The organism is uncultured Gimesia sp. (assembly GCF_963972345.1).
In the GTDB taxonomy this organism is placed as follows: domain Bacteria; phylum Planctomycetota; class Planctomycetia; order Planctomycetales; family Planctomycetaceae; genus Gimesia.
The window spans coordinates 23,469-42,533 of sequence record NZ_CAXAVM010000041.1 but is presented as its reverse complement, the minus strand read 5'-3'; the positions used below and the strand labels follow the sequence as shown (position 1 = coordinate 42,533).

The following is a 19,065-nucleotide window of genomic DNA, read 5'->3' as shown; positions in this document are numbered from 1 at the left end:
TTGTAATCAAACAGATCGACGTGTGAAGGGCCTCCCGACTGAAACAGGTAGATAATCCGTTTCGCTTTGGGAGCGATTTTTTTGACACCCGCGGGAATGGTCGTCTCTGCCTGTGCGCTCCCGTTAAACAGCTCCGGCTGCAACAGGCTGGCCAGCGCCGCGCCACCGATGCCGCGTGCCGAGCGGCTCAGCAGCGTCCGCCGCGTTACAATTCGTTCGTATTCAAAAACAGGATCCATGCTTATCCCCGTGTGATAAATTCGTAGGTATTGAAAATCATGCTCGCCACGGTCGTCCAGGCAGCGGCTTCTGCAGTGGGCAGACTTTTGTCTCGCTGTGATTCCCCCTGATTCAACAGCGCCACCGCTGCACGATCATTCGACTGGTAATTCTTCAGCTCACGCTGGTAGGCCTCTGTGACGGTTTTCACTTCCCAGGCTTCCGGAGGTCGCCCTAAGGCTTCTGCAAAAGCGAAGCGGATTCGGGACTCGATTCCCGCGCCCCCTTCTTTCATGATGCGTTCTGCATAATTGCGGGACGCTTCCACAAACTGCACATCGTTCAGCAACACCAGCGATTGCAACGGGGTATTGGTGCGGGCGCGACTCACCAGACAGACCTCACGGTTCGGCGCATCAAAGGTCTGCATATTCGGCGGAGGCACCGTGCGTTTCCAGTACGTATACATGCTCCGGCGATACAGTTTTTCGCCATGATCCTGTACGAAGACCTGCGCGGTTGCCGGAGAGCTGCCGTAATGACTCACTTCCCGCCACAAGCCTTCCGGCTGATACGGGTTCACACTCGCGCCGCCCACGCGCTCGACAAGTAACCCGGAGACTTTCAACGTCGCATCCCGGATTGCTTCGGCCTGTAACCGGAAACGGGCCCCGCGGGCCAGTAAGCGGTTCTGCGGATCTTCTTTCCAGAGTTCGGGTGTGCCCTCCGATGACTGCCGGTAAGTCGCCGAGAGCAGAATCTTGCGCAGGATGTGTTTCACATCCCAACCCTGCTCATAAAATTCGACCGCCAGCCAGTCCAGCAACGCGGGATGCGTGGGAGGATCTCCCTGCGAGCCGAAGTCCGCCGTCGTGGAAACAATTCCCTGACCGAACAGCATTTCCCAGAACCGGTTCACCGCCACGCGCGTCGTCAGCGGATTCTCCCGCGACGTCAGCCACTCGGCTAATGCCAGGCGGTTTCCAGGAGCCTGTTCAGGCAGACCTGGTAAAAAGCCCGGAACCCCCGTACTGACTTGAACGGTCGGCTGATCGTATTGACCGCGATCTAAAATAAATGTTTCACGGGGTTTCGCAGCCGTATTCATCACCATTGTTTCGAATGAATCGGTCAGCATTTTGCGGCGTTCCTGCAGATTCGACAGCTGATACCGCGTGTTTTTCAGCTCAGGAGCAATCTGGCTGTAATATACTTTGAGCGCGGTCTGCTGCGCTGCATCCCGTTTCGCCGGTTCGACTGCCAGAATGGTCTGGATGGCTTCCGGAATGGTGGAGCCGTCATCGATGCCAGAGATTCCGAAGACCTGGTAATCGCCGGCCATCAGGGCCTGCCGACCACCAAATTCACCCCCGCCCCAGACGAGCATCACGGTAATATATTTTGAGTCTTTGGTTTCATAGGGCTTCTCAAAGGTCGCCGTCAAATGCTGCTGACTCTGATTGTGCGGCGCGGGGGCCCAGCCGTTATGATCGCGGGGATCCAGGCAGTCCTGCACCGGGTAATCGGGATGGGATTGGCTGGCCGTAATCTTTGCGATATTGAACATGGAGTACAGGTCGAGCTGATCTGAATGAATGGCGGTTCCCGAAGCAGCCAGGCTCGTCAAAATGAATCCGCCGGGAAACGATTCTTTCTTGCCATGCCCGATGCCTCCTTCGGGGAGTTTCTCGTTAGGGTAGAAGACAATTCGCAGGCCTGTCAGCTGATCGGTTCCCGGTTTAACCTTGAGGGAAATTGAAGGCGAACGGCCGCTGGCTGCCAGTGCGAGGATGTGTCCCTCTTCGCTGGTTTCAAAATCAGAGCGTGTATTCGGATCGGAAACCTTGACGATCTCCAGTTCATGCAGCTTCAGATTTTTTCCCCGTTCCGCCAACTGCTGTTGTGTCGCCGCTTCCCAGTTCCGCATCGCGGCTTCATCAGGGTGATCCAGCTCCGCCTGCAGGCGTTTCAATTCCGTATCCAGCGATTTTAATTCTTCGCTGGCAAACGAGAGTTCTGTTTTCACAGACAGTTTCGGGCCGGCGTTAATGCCACTGTTCCCATCCAGGCCCCGGTCATCCAGCCGATTGAAATACGCGAAGAACTGGTAGAAGTCCTTCATCGTAATGGGATCGTATTTGTGGTCGTGACACTGGGCACAACCCATCGTCAGTCCCATGAAGACTTCAGACGTGGTCTTCACCCGGTCAACGGTGTAGTTGACCAGGTTCTCTTCCGGAATCGTGCCCCCTTCGTGGGTAATCATGTGATTGCGGTTAAAGCCGGTCGCCACTTTCTGCCAGTCCGTCGCCTCAGGCAGCAGGTCACCGGCAATCTGTTCCGTGATGAATTCATCGTACGGTTTGTTTTTGTGGAAGGCGTCGATCACCCAGTCACGCCAGAGCCACATGTGGCGGCCGCCGTCAATCGAGTACCCGTTCGTATCCGCATAGCGGGCCAGGTCCAGCCACTTGAGTGTCATCCGCTCTGCATATTGAGGTGTCGCCAGCAGACGGTCCACCAGTTTTTCGTAAGCCCGGGGATCATCCGATTTCACAAATGCATCGACTTCCTCTTTCGAGGGGGGCAGACCCAGCAGATCAAGGTAGAGGCGTCGTACCAGCGTCCGTTTATCGGCCTGCTTCGCAGGTTTCAAACCCGCTTGTTCCAGACGCGCCAGCACGAAATAATCGATCTCATTCTGCGGCCAGTCTTTCTGTTTGACTTCCGGCAGGGCAGCCCGTTCCGGTTTGAGGTAGGCCCAATGTTCCTGCCAGGCGGCCCCCTGTTGAACCCATTGCTTTAACAGCTCGATTTCCGCCGGCTTCAGTTTCTTTCCGGACTCTGCGGGTGGCATCTGCATATCAGGGTCATCAGAAAGAATGCGTTCGATCAGCGCACTCTCTTTGAGATTGCCGGGGACGATCACCGATTCAAAAGCGCCGGCCCTCGTATCCAGCCGCAGGTCAGCTTCGCGATGTTTTTCATCCGGACCGTGGCAGAAAAAACAGTTATTGGAAAGAATCGGCCTGATATCACGGCTGAAGTCGACCGTCGCGTCAGATTTTGCTGCGGGAGCTGGCTGCTTTTCTTCCGCAAACAGAGTCAGACAGGAAATACCAACGGCCAGTACTGGCAGCCAGTGTCGCAGAGAAAGGGTACGCATACTGATCATGCCCTGTGTTTATTAAGCTGAATTCGATCCTGGTGCGTCTCTTAAGAACCGGAACATGCCATCATGGTCCGGGAGAACAGGTGGGTCCCAGCAAACGGATCGTACTATTGATCTTAAAGCCTGTGAATAACGCCTGTCAAGGTACGATATAGGCTGAGAGGAGCATTTCAATTGACTCAACAGAAATGCCACTCCGAATTGAACGATCCACCTAACCAGACTTAGAAAACACAGAAACCCGCCAGTGTTTCAGACAAAAGAACACTGGCGGGTTTCCCGTTGTTTTCAGAGTGAAAATGCAGTCCTGTTTACAGAGGACGCACGACGGACAGGCTCCGCCAGTAATCAAACAGCGTTTCCACTGACAGTACGCCGCCTCCCATCCCACTCTTGTTGATACCGCCGTAAGGAATACCATGGGCAAACACGTTGTGGGCGTTGATCCAGCTGTTGCCCGCACACATGGCTTCGGCCACGCGGGCCGCCCGTGACAGATCGGACGTCCAGACACTGTTGGCCAGTCCGTAATCCGTGCTGTTGGTCATCTCAATCGCCTGCTCTTCATTTTCAAACGGAGCCAGAAACGCCACCGGTCCGAAGATCTCTTCCCGGGCCGCAACGTTGTCCAGCGTGCCTGCCAGCAGAGCCGGTTTGACATAATAGCCCTCGTAACCGGGAACATCAGCAACGCCCCCTTCCAGCACGCATTCAGCGCCTTCCGCCTGTCCTTTTTCCAGGTAGGAAAGCACACGCTGATGCTGTTTGGCGTTGACCACCGGCCCCATCTGCGAGGCGTCATTCAGCTGATATCCGACCTGCACTTTCTGCAGTCGTCCCACGCATTCATTCACGAATTCATCGTAGATATTTTTGTGAACCAGCCAGCGGGTTGCATCACAGCAGACCTGCCCTGTATGAAAGGTAATCGCATTGACCAGTTTTTCAGCCGTGTCCGGAATGTCGACATCATTAAAGACGACCGCGGCTCCCTTACCACCCAGTTCCAGTTTGACGGGCACCAGGTTACGACCGCAGGCTTCCGCCACCATGCGACCGACTTCAGGGGAACCGGTGAATGACATTCGTTTCAGCTTGGGGTTCCCCGACAAAGCAGCCCCCGCAACAGCACCATCGCCGGGCACGACATTGATTACGCCATCGGGAATCCCCACTTCTTTGGCCAGTCGCGCCAGATAGATGGCGGACATGGGGGTATCTTCGGCTGGTTTGATGACAACCGTATTACCGGCTGCCAGTGCGGGAGCAATTCCCCAGCCGATCAGCAGAAAAGGAAAGTTCCAGGGGAAGATAAATCCACACGCCCCGTAAGGCTGACGCACGGTCCAGGCTTCGTGATTCTTCACCGCCAGCACCGAACGTCGCTGGACGTGTTGTGCCAGATCCGCAAAATAACGAATCGTATCGACGAAGTTCTGCACGTCGCCTTGCGCCTGGGCTTCAATCTTGCCGGCATCCAGAGACTCGAGCTGGGCAATCACATGTTTCTGCTGTTCGACAGCATCTGCCAGACGATGCAGCAGCGCGCTGCGTTCATTCTGAGGCAGTTTGGCCCAACAGGTTTTGCGGAATGCGGCATCCGCAACATCGACGGCCATATCCACATCAGCGGCCTGAAAATTAAAGACCTCTGCCAGCTGTTTGCCGGAACCCGGATCGGACGTGACGAACGTCTCGCCCCCCGTGGATTCGATCTCTTTTCCGCCGACGACTCCTCTGAGCGGCCCCCCTTCCAGAAAGGCCTGGACTTCGGGATACAGATCATTCGCAGTAGTTGTTGACATCGCGCGCTCCTGTTCAATGAATTTCAGTAAAGACTGCTTCACGCCCCGATCTTCAATACATCACCATGTTTGATCAAAGGGCCGAATATTGCATTATTAATTCCCGACGGCTTCCTGCTGCCACTCTCCATTATAACTGGAACCAATCCGGATTTTAACTGAAAACGCTTTTTAGTTTTCCAGATGAGAGGGAACTGCAGGTCCACGGTTCCACCATTGACAAATTCGCCCCTTGTTTTCTGAACGTTGCCAGTCTACGCAATCTATCATTACTCTGGTTTGGTCTATGCTCTGGAATGCCTGTCATGCAGAAACGAAAGCCCGTCGCCCGGGAAGATGAGGTCCGGGGTGAGCTGGTAGCTAAACTGACTCACAAAGTTTATCACCAGCGCACAATTGCCGTCCCAGGAGGCCTCAACGCTTCTGTAACTCAGTTTAATCAGGAATTCGTAACTTGTTGCGTGGATAATATTGATCGAAGGCGTTTGTCTGTTTGTGGATGTCCAAATTGACTTTGACATTGCCATTGGGGGCGACGTCCGTCACTTTTCCCGGTCTCCAGATATCGCCTAAATGGAGTACCTCGATCCGCATGTCTGGTGTGATACTGGTACTGTCTGTCACAGGAGAATAGCCACTGGCATTGAAGCCGGCTAATGCTGCATCTTTTTGGATCTGAGACTGGGCTTCCATCTGAGCAAATCGGATTTCCTGTAACACTTCCGCCATCACCGTCGCCATTCCCGGAATTTGCATAATCCGTTCCATCTCTTTTCTTAAGCGTGCATCCGTTTCTTTATTCAACGGATCGTATTTTGCCTTGAGGTCCCTGTCTTCTTCCGGGGTTAATTTATCAGTCTGTTTCAGTTGCTTGTGAGCCGCGATTGCTTTCGCGATCTCCACAGTCACTTCTTTCATGCGCGGAAGAGCGGCTCTGGCACTTGATGGATCTTTTATGGAGGCAAAAATATCCGCCTGCTCTTCTTTAATTGCCAGCACTTGTTTCAAGATCTTCTCATGAGAGTTCCCCAGCCCCAAGTCCTTGCTCAGCCCCTTCCAGTCAAACATGAATATACCGGCGACAAGCACCAGTGCGCCGGCTGAAAACAGAGCAACCTTGAGCAGCAGCACGTTATTGACGGACTGCTTTTTTTTCTTCGGGCTGCTGGCACCCGGCTTCTTTTTTCTTCTGCGGGGTGACTGATACTCTGGTTCAGAAGAACTGGAAGTTCTGCGTTTTCTACGACGGGGAGGCGGAGTATTCACGAACGGCAATCCTTACGAGAGACTCAAGTCAACTTAAACTGAGATACCAGTACGAAAGCTCATTCTATCCGGCCCCGGAACGCCAGATCAACTCTTACATTCATCAGTTTCCCGAATGAAACTCAAGCCGTAAATCTCAACTCACTTCCCATTAAGAATCTCCACCTGGGCCGGTGAGCTGGGAGCATCGAGTAACTCCAGCCGCAGTACATCGCGTTCGGGGGTGAGGTCAATGGCGAACGTCAGGCGGTGCACGCCTTTCGTCAGTTCGATTTCGGTTTCCGGTTTGAGGACGATTGGTTTTTCGCCGAGCCACATTTTCAAACCATCTACGGAATTGAACTTCAGAACCGTTTTGCCGGGTGAGAGCGCTTCCAGTTCACAGCGGACAAACGCCGCGCCTGTCGCGCGATTCGAAACATGCAACTTACCGATCTCATCAAATTTTCGCACGGGCAGACTGCCATCCACGCGACTGTAAGCGGGTTCCCAGACAAAGGCCGGGTTCTCAGTCGCTGCGGTCGCATGACGGGTCCGGCGGATCGCATTCATCGCGTCGGGGGTGCCTTTCATCACGCGCCAGCGACGGACCACGCGATCCTTGCTGACCGTATACGCGTCTGTTTTCCCCAGCTCCGTCAGGAAACGGACCAGGTCGGTCAGTTCCTGCTGAGTCAATTTCTCCAGCAGGCCAACCGGCATCAATGAAGCCGCCGGCGATTCTTCGTCGATCTGCTCCAGGGGGATATTCATGATATTGTCGTTGACATCCCGCAACACGAGCTGGCTGTCAGAACGTCGCACCAGCACGCCCGAATACACTTTCCCCTGTAACGTCACCACGGTCACGGCATTATAATTTTCCTTAACCGCTTTATTCGGATTGAGCAGTGAGTCGACAATGTAATCGGGCTGGGAACTGCCTCCCAGGCTGATTAAATCGGGACCGACCTTACCACCAGCGCCACCAATCGCATGACACTTCAAACAGGACAGATCTTCCCGGCGGAAGATCGCTTCACCACGCCGGGCATTGCCCTCTGTTTTGACAGCATGGATCATGCTCGCCATTTCCTCGGGTGACAGATTGACCGGTTGAGGCGCACCGCTGCTGGACAGCCCTCCGGCAACGGCAATCGCTTTCGCCAGCGCCGGGTTGGAGCGTCCCGTCGATTGAATGGAGCGGCCCAGGTGAATCGCAGCATCCTTGGCGATGTTCTTCCTTTTCAACGCATGCACCAGTACTTCCGCGCCCCCCTTACGCTGCAGAAAGATATTTGACAGCGCCGTTAACTGATCGGGGGACGTCACCGTTTCCATCAGCTTCACCGTCTGCGCGGCAGCCAGTTTGACATTCATCTCCGCCAAAGCAGCGACCGCTGCAATCGCCAGTGCCTCTGATTCGGCACCCTCACTCTGTTTCAGCAACAATTGCTGATTCTCTTTGCCTCCCAGTCGGGCCAGGGCATGCAGACTTGTCTTACGCAATGCGAGACGGGTTTGATCCGATAGTGCCAGCTCGCGAATAGGCTGCTCTAACGAACCGATCTTCCAGAGACCCGCACATTCAATGGCCGCCTGCTGCACCGCGGGGTTATCAGACCGGAACAGTTGCTGTAACGCTTCGAGTTCCCCGGTAGGTCGCATTTTTCGCGTCTGAACGGCCTGAGCCAGAGCACGAAGAATTGCCGCCTGGTGTGCGGGCTTCGTATCCGGTTTGAGCGCGAGTTCAAATAACTGCTGCAGATCGCCGGCGTTGGCAAATTTTCCCAACAGATTCAGACTCGTCTGCAGTTCGCTGTCGGGGATCTGTCCCGTTTGAATCAGTTTCGTAATCACCGGCGCGACTTCGGGGGAATTTACGGCCGTTAAAGCAAACAGCAGTTTTTTGGGTTCTTTCTGCAACGTGGAAGTCCCTTTCAGCACCTGCGGCAGCCAGATTGATTTGGTTTCGCGGGTCGTCAGCCACAAGGCGTAATCCAGAAATTCATCCACGGGGTGATCGAGGGCCTGGTAGGCGTCTGTCAGCAGAGTCGGTTGATCATACAAGGACAACGCCCGAACCGCTTCCAGACGCACACGGGGATGCTCGTCTCCCGCCAGGGGAGCGATCAATGCATACGTTTCCGGCAGTTTGTCTTTCCAGTGCCGGGCCACGCGAACCGCGGCCGCCCGGGCGCGGCCATCTTTCGCAGACAGACAGCGTTTCAGCAGCTCGGGCTGCACACTGCTGATGCTCTGCGCGACCCACAGGCCTTCCAGCTGATTGTGCTCAAACTGCGGATCCTGGGGATCGAGAGTTTCCAGCCAGGCTTTCAGGTCGGGTTCTACTTTCTCCCGGCCTCGTTCACGCAGCACATTCTTGGCGTTTTGACGTGTCCATTCTTCGGGCAGTTTCAAGGCTTCCAGCAGTTCCTGGTTTGACGCATCCACCAGCTGCGGTCGGGGTAAAGTGGGTTTGCCTTTATAAGTGACTCTCCAGATTCGGCCATGTGTGTGATCGCGGCGCGGATCCCGGAAATCGACTTCACCATGCTGAATGATCGGGTTGTACCAGTCGGCGATGTAAATCGCACCATCGGGGCCCATCTTGACATCAATCGGCCGGAAGGCGACATGGTCGGTTTTAATCAGCTCCACCTGTTCGCGTGAAACATAACCGGCTTCGTTTTCCGTCACGACAAAACGACAGACGCGATGTCCGCGGAAGTCGTTGGTAATCATGTTTCCCTGCCAGTCATCGGGCAGATGACGACCGCTGAGAATCTCCAGGCCGCAATGCTTGGGGCTTCCGAGATTCAGTCCTTTCAGAACCCGATCCATGCCCACCGCCGTCACAAACGCGGCGCCGGGGAATGTGTAGTTGATTCCGTGACCATAGGCTCCGTCCGTGCAGAACGACTGCCCCCAGCGATCGAAGTGGTGTCCCCAGCTGTTGACCATGCCCCGCATGACCACTTCCAGTTCCATCGATTCCGGCTGGTACTTCCAGATCCCCCCGCCATTCAGTCGACGCACCCCATAGGGTGTTTCGATATGACTGTGAATATAAATCGACTGATTGAAAAACAGTTGTCCCGCAGGTCCGCGGCGGAGTGTGTGCAGGATATGATGCGTGTCTTCTGTTCCAAATCCTGCCAGTTCCGTTTTGCGGACATCGGCTTTGCCGTCGCCATCAGTGTCTTTCAGAAACAGCAGTTCGGTACTGTTCCCGACATACGCGCCGCCATCGCCGGGCATGACAGCGGTCGGAATCAGCAGACCATCCGCAAAAACCGTTGTTTTATCTGCGGTTCCATCACCATCCTGATCTTCCACGACCAGAATTTTGTCGTTGGCTTTTTCACCCGGTTTGATATGCGGATAAATTTCCGATGAGGCAATCCAGAGTCGCCCCTGCGCATCAAAATTCATCTGAATCGGTTTGGCAATCTGAGGATCGGACGCGTACAGATTCACCTCGAACCCTTCAGCCACCTTGAACGACTTCCGTTCCAGTTCCGGATCGGGAGCGGGAATGTCTGTCAGGTCGCGCTGGGCCCGGACTGTTGAATTCGAAAACAGACTCAACAGACAGAGGGCACTGAAGAAAATACTTTGAAATAAGGAAGAGCGTTGATTTATCACAGGAACGATCCTTGCAGAGATCTATAACAGGTCGGGATATTGTCGTGAGTCGGAATGAGGCTCAGGCAGCTAATGCGAAGAAACCAGGCTGTGGATCGCAGCTTCTTTGGCTTCGATTAACGGAATGAACTGGGGAAGTTCTTTCGCATTCTGTCCCTGCTCATGTTTGCGGAAGCCCAGCAGATAGGTAATATTCTGAGGACGCCAGTTATAAAAATACTGACGGTTCTTCTCGAATGTCAGTTGAGCAACTTCCTCAGCCACGGCAGGGGAAAGTTCAATCGGCTTCAGTCCCAGATCAACGGCGATGATGCCTGCCGCCCGTTCATAACCTGCTTTCGTCAGATGAATCCCGTTGGTCGTCCACTCTAAGCCGGGTTCCCCTTTGGGTTCCGGAATCAACTGCGAATAAAAATCGACAAAATAATGATTGCCTTTCTCCGCAGTCTGCTGCAGCAGGTCGGCATACGGCTTCAGATTCTGATTGTGTTTCCCGGGGTCTGGTAGTGGCGCGCCTTCATTTTCATAGCGGTGAGGCGAAACCAGAATCAATTTCGCGCCCGTCGGTTTCAAATCGGTGATCAGCTTCTGTAACTGTGTCTGAAAAGCAGATAAACCGTCTTTGCCGGCGAACGCTTCGTTTCCGCCGTATCCCAGCAGAATGTAAGTCGGTTTGAGCTCGCTGATCTGCTTGATCATCCGCTGATAACCCACGGCCGGAGGATCGAAGATACCCCGTGATTCCGCCCAGACCGTATCGCCACTCCAGCCCAGGTTACGGAATGAGAGCTTTGCCTGGGGAAAACTGCGCAGAAATACGCTTTCCCAGCTCCCGAATTTCTGGGCCCGTTCAATCATGGTGTTACCCAGAAAGACAATCCGGTCACCCGATTTCAATTCCAGTGCAGGAGGAGCCGCGGAAACGAATCGGGCAGAGAAAAACACAAACAGAAGCAGGCAGACGGTCAGACGCTGATTCACGGAGAAACCTCAAATACAATATATGTGTAGTGGATAGTTCTTCTACGCTAAAATAGCAGGCCGTGTGAGTGACAGCAAATCAGGAATCAGAAAAAACAGGTCAGGAATCGGCGATTCAAAACAAATGCTCACCGGGTCTGTTTAAATTAGCCTTGTAAAGTTATCGCGATGAATGACCGCGATTCAAGGCTCCGCTGATCACTGATCCTGCCCCTCTTCCTGCCATTCCCGGGTGGTGAACACGGTGGTGTCCGGATCGGAGTTCAACTGGACATCTTCAAAGTAATCCGTTTCGACTTCCTCAATCCAGAGCCGCAATTCGTTTTCATAGTCACTGGGAAGATCACTTTTGACGAGCAGTCGATGAAATTCGGCCGCACCATCTTCGCCCAGATCAGCGGCTTCTGCTGACGGGAAGCGTTCTGTCGGATCGGGATGCACCAGACGATGAATGAGCTTCATCAATGGTTCACTGAGCGCGAACTCTTCAGCGGGAAACCACTGGGGCAGCTGTTGCAGGATATTCTGTTTGGCTTTAATCAACTGCGCGTATTTCAGATTCGCGAATGGTTGAAATCCGGTAATGACTTCGATCAGTATATATCCCAGGCTGGCAAGATCGGACTGGGGGGTGGCCCGCCCGCCGGAAAGAACTTCCGGAGCCGCATATGTCGGCGTACAGGGTTGCGTGGAAGGCAGATTGTTTAAATCGATGGCTGATCCAATATCGATAATCTTGGCGTTCCCGCTGCGTTTGAGCATGATATTGGCCGGCTTCATATCGCAGTGGATGATCTCGTTACGATGTAACGCCGCCAGCGCTGCCAGGCACTCCCGCAGTATCGCCACTGCAATTCCCGGCTTCAGGCGCGGTTGCTGAACTCCCTTGGTAAACACATTATTATTGATATTCCGCCAGCGCCTCGACGTGACCTGTTCACGAATCTGTTTGAATGTCGCCGGCGTCAACAGGCTCCGCAAGTCGTAGCCATCGATCCACTCCATTTCCATGATGTAGATTTGATTGCGGGTGACAAAATTCTGTACGGCGACCAGGTGATTTTCCTGCACCCGCGCTACCTGGGCTGCCACCTGCGAGAGTCGCGCCATCTCGCTCTGATAGGCGGTCACATCGGCGTAACGTTTCGGTGAAAAGAGCTTCAGCGCGACCGGGATCTGAAATCCATCCGCGCCCTGACGGGCACTTAAATACACCACCCCCTGTCCGCCGACACCCAGGCAGCGGGAAAAATCCCGTTGATTTTGCCAGACCAGGGATTGGCCGTCGAGCAGGCTCTGGTATTGCTGGTCTAATTCGTCCAGCGAAACAGGATGTGAGGAGTTATTCGTAGTCAAAGTATTTCCGCATCAGTAAAGAAATCAGAGTCTCTCGAAATAATTCATACCGAAATCGTTGCTGCGACTGTCGTGACAGATTGGAATCGAAATACAAAGTGTCGACAGTTGTTAGACAGGATCATTTCCGAGGGAATCCGATTTCGTGAGCATTTTTGGATCGCGTATCATAATCAGGATTCGCCGAATGTAAAATTGGCGGCATTCTCTAATTCGGGAACGATTCAAAATAATTGTTGCTTTTTTGAAGTGAAGTGATAAACAATAGACATTAAAGGCACATGGAAATCGGCCCGGTAACAGGAATCGTATCACATCCTGTGAACAAAAACAGGGCAGAGTTCCTGAAAGTACTGGTTTGGACAAGAACCCGGACCTTCAGGTTCCACTCGGTTTTTTACCGGTTTCCGATTTCAAAAGTTCAGGATACTTGTTCAAGGAGCAGGACAAATGATTGCGACCATCAAATCAACGTTAAACGCGCAATCGATTTCACAACTGATTGATGAAGTAGGTCAGATTCTGGAAGCGGGAGAGGGTTGCTGGAAAGTAGAATACGGTAAGCGAGTCCTGTTTTTGATTGTCGATACAGAACATGATCGCGTGCGTATCATGACCCCCATTCTCAAAGAGGAAGACCTGGAAGAAGACGATCTGTGGGATGTGATGGAAGCCAATTTTGACCGCTCCCTGGATGCTCGCTACGCAATTGGCGATGGTGTGCTGTGGTCCGTCTTTTTACACCCGCTCAGCGATTTAAGCCGCGCGCTTTTTCTGGATGGGCTGGACCAGGTCGTCACCCTGGCCAATAATTTTGGCGGTTCATACTGCAGCAGCGACATCGTTTTCGGTTCGGAATAATCCCGACCGATTTCTTTACTGCGTTCAATCATCCTGCTCATCAATGATCATCGTGCAGTCGGGCAGGCTCTCCAGGAACTTTTCCCCGTAGCGTTTGGTGCGCACGCGGGGATCAAGAATGACCACCTGGCCATGATCACTGGCCGTTCGAATCAGCCGGCCAAAACCCTGTTTCAGTTTGATGATCGCTTCCGGAATCTGGTAATCCATAAAAGGATTTCCCCCCCGGTTCCGAATGGCTTCGACGCGGGCTTCCAGCAGCGGATGATCGGGAACACTGAAAGGCAGCTTGGTGATGATGACGTTGGTCAAGGCATCGCCGGGCACATCGATTCCCTGCCAGAAGCTGTCCGTCCCAAACAGGACGCCCCGTGGATTATTACGAAACCGCTCCAGCATCAGGGAACGCGGTAACCCCTCGCCCTGCAGGTACAATGCCAGGTTGTGTTCCTGCAGCCAGCCACTGATGCGGTCGGCACACTGCTGCATCATTTTATAACTGGTAAACAACGCGAAGGCATGACCGTCGGTCTGTTCAATATACTGCTTTAATTTCACTGCGACCGCCGCTTCATACGCCGCCGGGTTCTCGCCCGGATCGGGCATCGAAGCGGGGAGAATCAACCGCACCTGCTCTTTGTAATTAAACGGGCTGCCCAGTTTTAATTCTTCTGACTGATTTAACCCGAGGCGCGAACGCGTAAAACTGAAATCCTGATCGCCGACCGCTAAGGTCGCTGAAGTTAAAATGACCGTCTGCGCCTGGTTGAACAGTTCATCACGAAGCACCGGCCCGACATCCACCGGCGCATTGACCATTTTCACCCGCTGATTGCGCCCGCGAGTAGTTTCCACCCAGTAGACAGAATCGCCTTCCGCCTGCTGCGTCAGCCAGCTGTTCAAGGAGTCTCCCAGGGCAGTACAGCGCTCCGCTGCCGAGGACAGTTCGATCTTCTCTTCTTCATTTTTCAGAGTGAAAGCGTATTCAGTAATGCGTGCCGCCAGTAATCGCATCTCGTGGGAAACACCATTTTCGATCGGAGGCAACTGCCTGATCCTGCGATTGGACAGCCCGGTACTGTCCTGCCATTCCAGCAGGTGATCGAATAAATCTTCCACCATAAATCGCAGTCGCGTGACATGCTGCTGACAGTCCACCAGATTGTGATGCAGCAGCAGGCCTTTCTGGGTACGATCGTTATACAGTTTGTTAAACAGGTAATCGAACTGACTGTTCGTAATGGAAAGCCCCAGGTGATCGCCGGCGACCGACTCGATGGTATGCGCTTCATCCAGAATGACGGTATCGTAATCCGGAAGAATACTGCTGCCCTCCCGGCGAATTGCCAGATCAGAGAAGAACAACGCATGATTCACCACCAGCACGTCGGCATTCCAGACACGTCGCCGTGCCCGGTAATAAAAACAGTCGTTGTAAGTCGCACAGCGTTTGCCCAGGCAGTTCCCGTGCTCACTCTGAATTTCATCCCAGATTTTAGGAATGGGCCGGAACTCCAGATCCGCGCGACTGCCATCGGTGGTTTTATGAGACCACTTCACGATCTGATCCAGCTGACTCAGTTCTTCTTCTTTCGAAAAGGTACTACTGGCCCGCTCGACAGCGCCTTTCAGTCGACGCAGGCTGATATAGTTCGAGCGCCCTTTGACGAGTACTGCAGAAAATTCGACCGGCAACACGGCATTTAAAAACGGAATGTCGCGGGTAATCAGCTGTTCCTGCAGGCTGATCGTATTCGTGGAGACAATCAACCGCTTCCGATCCTTGCCCGAGCGGGTTTCGTTCTGTTTACAGGTCGCCAGGATCGCAGGCACCAGGTAAGCAAAACTTTTTCCGACCCCCGTTCCTGCTTCTACCAGCAGATGCTGTTTCTGTTCGATCGCGCTGGCCACGGCTTCCGCCATCTCCAGTTGTTCGGGGCGATGCTCATATTTTTCGAGCCGCTGCGCGATTTTGCCATCGCTGCCGAGAATAGAAAGTACATCAGTAGTCAAAGTGGGCCTCATCCAGTGAGATTGAACAGCAGAACCAGGGATCGGTCAGGAACGTTCTGCCGGTTAATATTATTTTTTGCGGCGGAAACAGACCACACAGATGTCGTCTTTCTGCATGGATTCGTTTCGAAAGGATTCCACATCCGACAGCAGCCCCTTCACGAGTGGCTCTACCGCTTCGGGACCGGCCTTCAGATATTTGACCAGTCGATCCTTATGATACAACTTGTTGTCCTGGTCCATGGCTTCGGTGACCCCGTCAGTATACAGCAGCAGGGTATCCCCTTTTTCCAGGGTGATCGTTTCCACATGGAACACCTGCTTCTTCAATACCCCCAGGGGCATCCCCGACTTGTCCTGGGCTATCGGTTCGACACTGCCATCAGACGATTTGCGCAGCAGGGGCGCCATGTGACCGGCATTGGCGAGGGAGACGGTATGTTTTTTGGGATCCAGGACCGCCAGGATGAAGGTGATAAAACGCAGCCCCACGCCACTCGAAGCGATTTCTGTATTCAATTCCGCCAGCGCTTTATCAGCCGTATTCCGGGACAGCACCTGATACCGGGCAGACGCATACAACCGCGCCATCAGAATCGCCGCGGGTACCCCTTTTCCGGCGACGTCTCCCAGCGTGACAGCCAGTTTTCCACTGGGCAATTCGATGTAATCAAAATAATCGCCGCCCACACTCTGGGCCGATTCGTAGTAATCGAAGAATTCGTACTCTTTATATTTCGGACGATTGTGGGGGAGTAATCCCAGCTGAATCTGATGGGCAAACTCCAGGTCGCGTTCGATATCCCGCTGCCTGACCAGGTCCTCATGCAGCTTCGCATTCTCAACCGCCAGGCTCGCCTGCTGCGTGATCGCCACCAGCACATCCAGATCATCTTTATTAAACTGCTGGCCGATATCGCGGGTCGCAATCTGAATCACTCCCAGAATGTCCCCTCCCTGGGAAACCAGGGGAACACACATCATGGAACGAATTCGTAACGAAGTGATACTCTCGCTCATCTTGAAACGATCATCTTCAACGGCGTCCGCACTCAGAATCGCAGAGCCGCTCATGATCGCCTGGCGGACAATGGTCGTACTTATGCGAATCGAATCTTCGTCTTCATTCCGCCTGGCTTTGGTAGCCTTCACTACCAGTTTTTTTCGCTCCGGGCTCTGCAACATGATGAAGCCCTGGTCAGCGGGAGGGAAGATCTTGAACAGACCATCCAGAATTCGCGGCAGCACTTCGTCCAGTTTCAAGGCGCGGCTGAGAATCTGACTGATTTCCAGCACCGCATGCAGCTTCACTTCGGGTTTGACGTTGATCCGTAACTGGCTGCTGGTATTCAGATCGAGTGAACTGATAATCGACGACCCATCCAGCACTCCTTCACTGGAATCGGCGTCATCCAGCGAAAGATGCGAATCCTGTTTCAGGGACTGATTCGTCACTTCCAGGGTCTGCTGAATCGCGGAATCAATGAATTCCGGAGATTGCTGATAGTCCAAAAGGAACTGCATCTCAATATCGCAGATACTGATCGTATCGTTTTCATGCAGTTCCGTCCGACCTTCGATCACGGTCCCGTTCAGCAGGGTGCCATTGCGACTGTGCAGATCTTCCAGATAAAAAAAGCCGTGACTTTCCAGAATCTGGGCGTGATAACGACTGACGGCGACATTATCGAGCACAATTTCACAATTCGGGTGGCGGCCCATGATCACCCGCTCGCCATTCAGCTCGACGATCTGTTCGGGAACCTTCCCTTTGAGTATTTGTAAAATCGCCACCGTTGTGCCCGACTAGACTGGAGTTTGACTGATAAAGTTGAACAGCTCGGTACCGAGGCTCCGGCCTGAACCTGCCTTCAAAATCTCGCAGATCCAGAGGCATCCTCAGTCCCTTCAGTACAAAAGCTTATTATAGAACATTTTCTGAAAAATGACAGCGCTTGCGTCCCGCTGTCTCCCGAAGATTCCCAGAACCCTTGAGAAAGCCGGCCCCCGATATCAGGGAGTGAAATTCTGCTCTTCTTCAGTTTGAAAAGATTCAAATAGTTTTTGTAGATCTTCTTTAGTTGTAATCTGAGGTGATTTCTGATTTCTCTCTAATGCCAGTATCACGATATCCCGTAATTCCGCATCCAGTCCATTGATCTGATCTTTGACATAAAGTTCCCAGATATCCTGTGATTTTCGTGCCTGTCCATTGAGACTCTCCAAAGCCATCAGGCCGGCATAACCATTGGTCACCTGGTCTGACTGCCCTGAATTAACCAGTTCCTGAAAAATCGTCCTGGCTTCCCCATACCGTCCCGGCCTGATCAATAACACTCCCAGGCGAATTTTCGCCCGAGGCGTATAGATTTCATCGTCCGGATAATTCGTAATGACGGCCTGCCAGGCATCTTCACTGACACTCAGTCGCGTTGCCAGGAAAAACTGTTTGGATGCATTTTCCTCTTTGGGAATGATGGTCGGTTCCGAGTCCGCGTCGCTGGATGCCTGGTAGGGCGCCTCCAGTGGATTGCCGGGCCGATTCACCCAACCCACTGCTGCTGCCACGCCACCCAGACTGAGGGATGCCAGTACAAATGCCAGCAGTTGTTTCTGAAAGCTGCGATTTTCCTGGAACGGCAGCATTTCGCGCCAGCTGCGTTTGTGAATGCCGGGACTCTCTTCCGATATTTTTTTAATTTCCTGCATCAGTTCAGTCGCATTTGCAGGCCGCTTGTCCGGATCTTTTTCCATCATCCGATGCACCAGGCTACAGAGTTCCTCAGGCAGATCGGGACGGCGTTTTTTCAGTGGAAAAGCGGCTTCATTCAGATGTTTCACAGCAATGGAGAGAGCCGTTTCGCCATGAAAGGGGGGTTTGCCCGAGATCAGATGATAACAGGTGACTCCCAGGGAATAGATGTCGCTCCGCTGGTCGAGGTTTCTGCCATTGACCTGTTCCGGGCTCATGTACAGGGGAGTGCCCATGGTGGTTCCCACCTGCGTCAGGTTCACCCGTTCTTCTGTCTGACCGATCTGTGCCAGACCGAAATCAGCCACCTTGATCAGCTTTTTAGAAGTGATCATGATATTTTCAGGTTTGATATCCCGATGCACGATTCCCTTTTCTGCAGCCGCGTTTAAAGCAGCCGTCACCTGTCTCATAATGCGAAGGATCAAGGCACAATCGGGGGGAGTATTCCGTGCCAGATGCTCTTTCAGATTGACGCCACGTACATATTCCTGCGCGATATAATGCGTGCCGTCAAAATCGCCCGTCATATAAACCTGGACTATATTAGGGTGGGTCAAACCGGCAGCAGCCTTTGCTTCCCGTTCGAATCGTCTGACGTGAGTTTCATCACTCATCAGTTCACTGTGCATGATCTTGATGGCAGCTTCACGTTTGAGCGAAACCTGCTCGGCCAGGTATACGGTCGCCATCCCTCCCTGCCCCAGTTTGCGCAGGATCTTGAAATCACCCAGCTGTTTGCCAATCAGCCTCACCGATTCGAGAGGATAATGCAGCTTTTGTGTGGTCTCGCTGGACCGATAGATAGTCTCCTGTGTGGAATCAGACTCCTCAAACCCGGTTGCAGGGGGTAGACGCAGCCCTTCCGGCTCACGCGAGGGAGAGACAGCGCTGTCGTCAGTGGTTTCAGCCGAAACCTTACTGGTCTTATTCTGCGGCTTTTCAGATGGCATAAGTTGTTATCTGGCAGTATCGTAAGTCGATTGATCACTGAAAGAAAGCGGCACACTCTT

At 53.3% G+C, this 19,065-nt stretch carries 10 protein-coding genes and 1 pseudogene; 1 reads left to right on the top strand and 10 read right to left on the bottom strand.

Annotated elements, in window-relative coordinates; all coding sequences use genetic code 11:
* From AACZ40_RS09580 to AACZ40_RS09550, 7 genes and pseudogenes are all read right to left on the bottom strand, one after another.
* Positions 1-239: pseudogene (locus tag AACZ40_RS09580) on the bottom strand (sulfatase); the annotation flags it as partial.
* A 2-nt stretch (positions 240-241) separates the two neighbouring features.
* Positions 242-3,385 (bottom strand): PSD1 and planctomycete cytochrome C domain-containing protein, encoded by a 3,144-nt coding sequence (locus AACZ40_RS09575; protein WP_339674227.1) that lies wholly within the window; start codon positions 3,383-3,385, stop codon positions 242-244.
* 317 nt (positions 3,386-3,702) lie between these two features.
* Positions 3,703-5,196 (bottom strand): aldehyde dehydrogenase family protein, encoded by a 1,494-nt coding sequence (locus AACZ40_RS09570; protein WP_339674224.1) that lies wholly within the window; start codon positions 5,194-5,196, stop codon positions 3,703-3,705.
* Between the two features lie 435 nt (positions 5,197-5,631).
* On the bottom strand, positions 5,632-6,462 hold the full coding sequence (locus AACZ40_RS09565) for a hypothetical protein (protein ID WP_291176782.1): 831 nt from the start codon (positions 6,460-6,462) through the stop codon (positions 5,632-5,634).
* Between the two features lie 141 nt (positions 6,463-6,603).
* Entirely contained in the window at positions 6,604-10,089 is a 3,486-nt protein-coding gene (locus AACZ40_RS09560; RefSeq protein ID WP_291176780.1) for a PVC-type heme-binding CxxCH protein, read from the bottom strand.
* 69 nt (positions 10,090-10,158) lie between these two features.
* Complete coding sequence (locus AACZ40_RS09555) at positions 10,159-11,070, bottom strand: SGNH/GDSL hydrolase family protein (protein ID WP_291176777.1); 912 nt, start codon at positions 11,068-11,070, stop codon at positions 10,159-10,161.
* A 198-nt stretch (positions 11,071-11,268) separates the two neighbouring features.
* Positions 11,269-12,426: a serine/threonine-protein kinase gene (locus AACZ40_RS09550; RefSeq protein WP_291176774.1), complete on the bottom strand. Its 1,158-nt coding sequence runs from the start codon at positions 12,424-12,426 to the stop codon at positions 11,269-11,271.
* A gap of 450 nt (positions 12,427-12,876) precedes the next feature.
* On the opposite strand from AACZ40_RS09550, the gene AACZ40_RS09545 reads away from it, so the two are divergent.
* On the top strand, positions 12,877-13,287 hold the full coding sequence (locus AACZ40_RS09545; protein WP_291176771.1) for a hypothetical protein: 411 nt from the start codon (positions 12,877-12,879) through the stop codon (positions 13,285-13,287).
* Positions 13,288-13,311: 24 nt separating this feature from the next.
* Here AACZ40_RS09545 and AACZ40_RS09540 read toward each other — a convergent pair whose 3' ends face one another.
* The 3 genes from AACZ40_RS09540 to AACZ40_RS09530 all read right to left on the bottom strand — a co-directional run bounded on the left by AACZ40_RS09540 (position 13,312) and on the right by AACZ40_RS09530 (position 19,005).
* Positions 13,312-15,300, bottom strand: a complete 1,989-nt coding sequence (locus AACZ40_RS09540) for a helicase C-terminal domain-containing protein (RefSeq protein WP_291176768.1) — start codon at positions 15,298-15,300, stop codon at positions 13,312-13,314.
* Positions 15,301-15,369: 69 nt separating this feature from the next.
* On the bottom strand, positions 15,370-17,094 hold the full coding sequence (locus AACZ40_RS09535) for a SpoIIE family protein phosphatase (protein ID WP_291176766.1): 1,725 nt from the start codon (positions 17,092-17,094) through the stop codon (positions 15,370-15,372).
* Positions 17,095-17,313: 219 nt separating this feature from the next.
* Positions 17,314-19,005, bottom strand: coding sequence for a protein kinase (locus AACZ40_RS09530; RefSeq protein WP_339674213.1), 1,692 nt, complete (start codon positions 19,003-19,005; stop codon positions 17,314-17,316).
* Between the last annotated feature and the right edge of the window lie 60 nt (positions 19,006-19,065).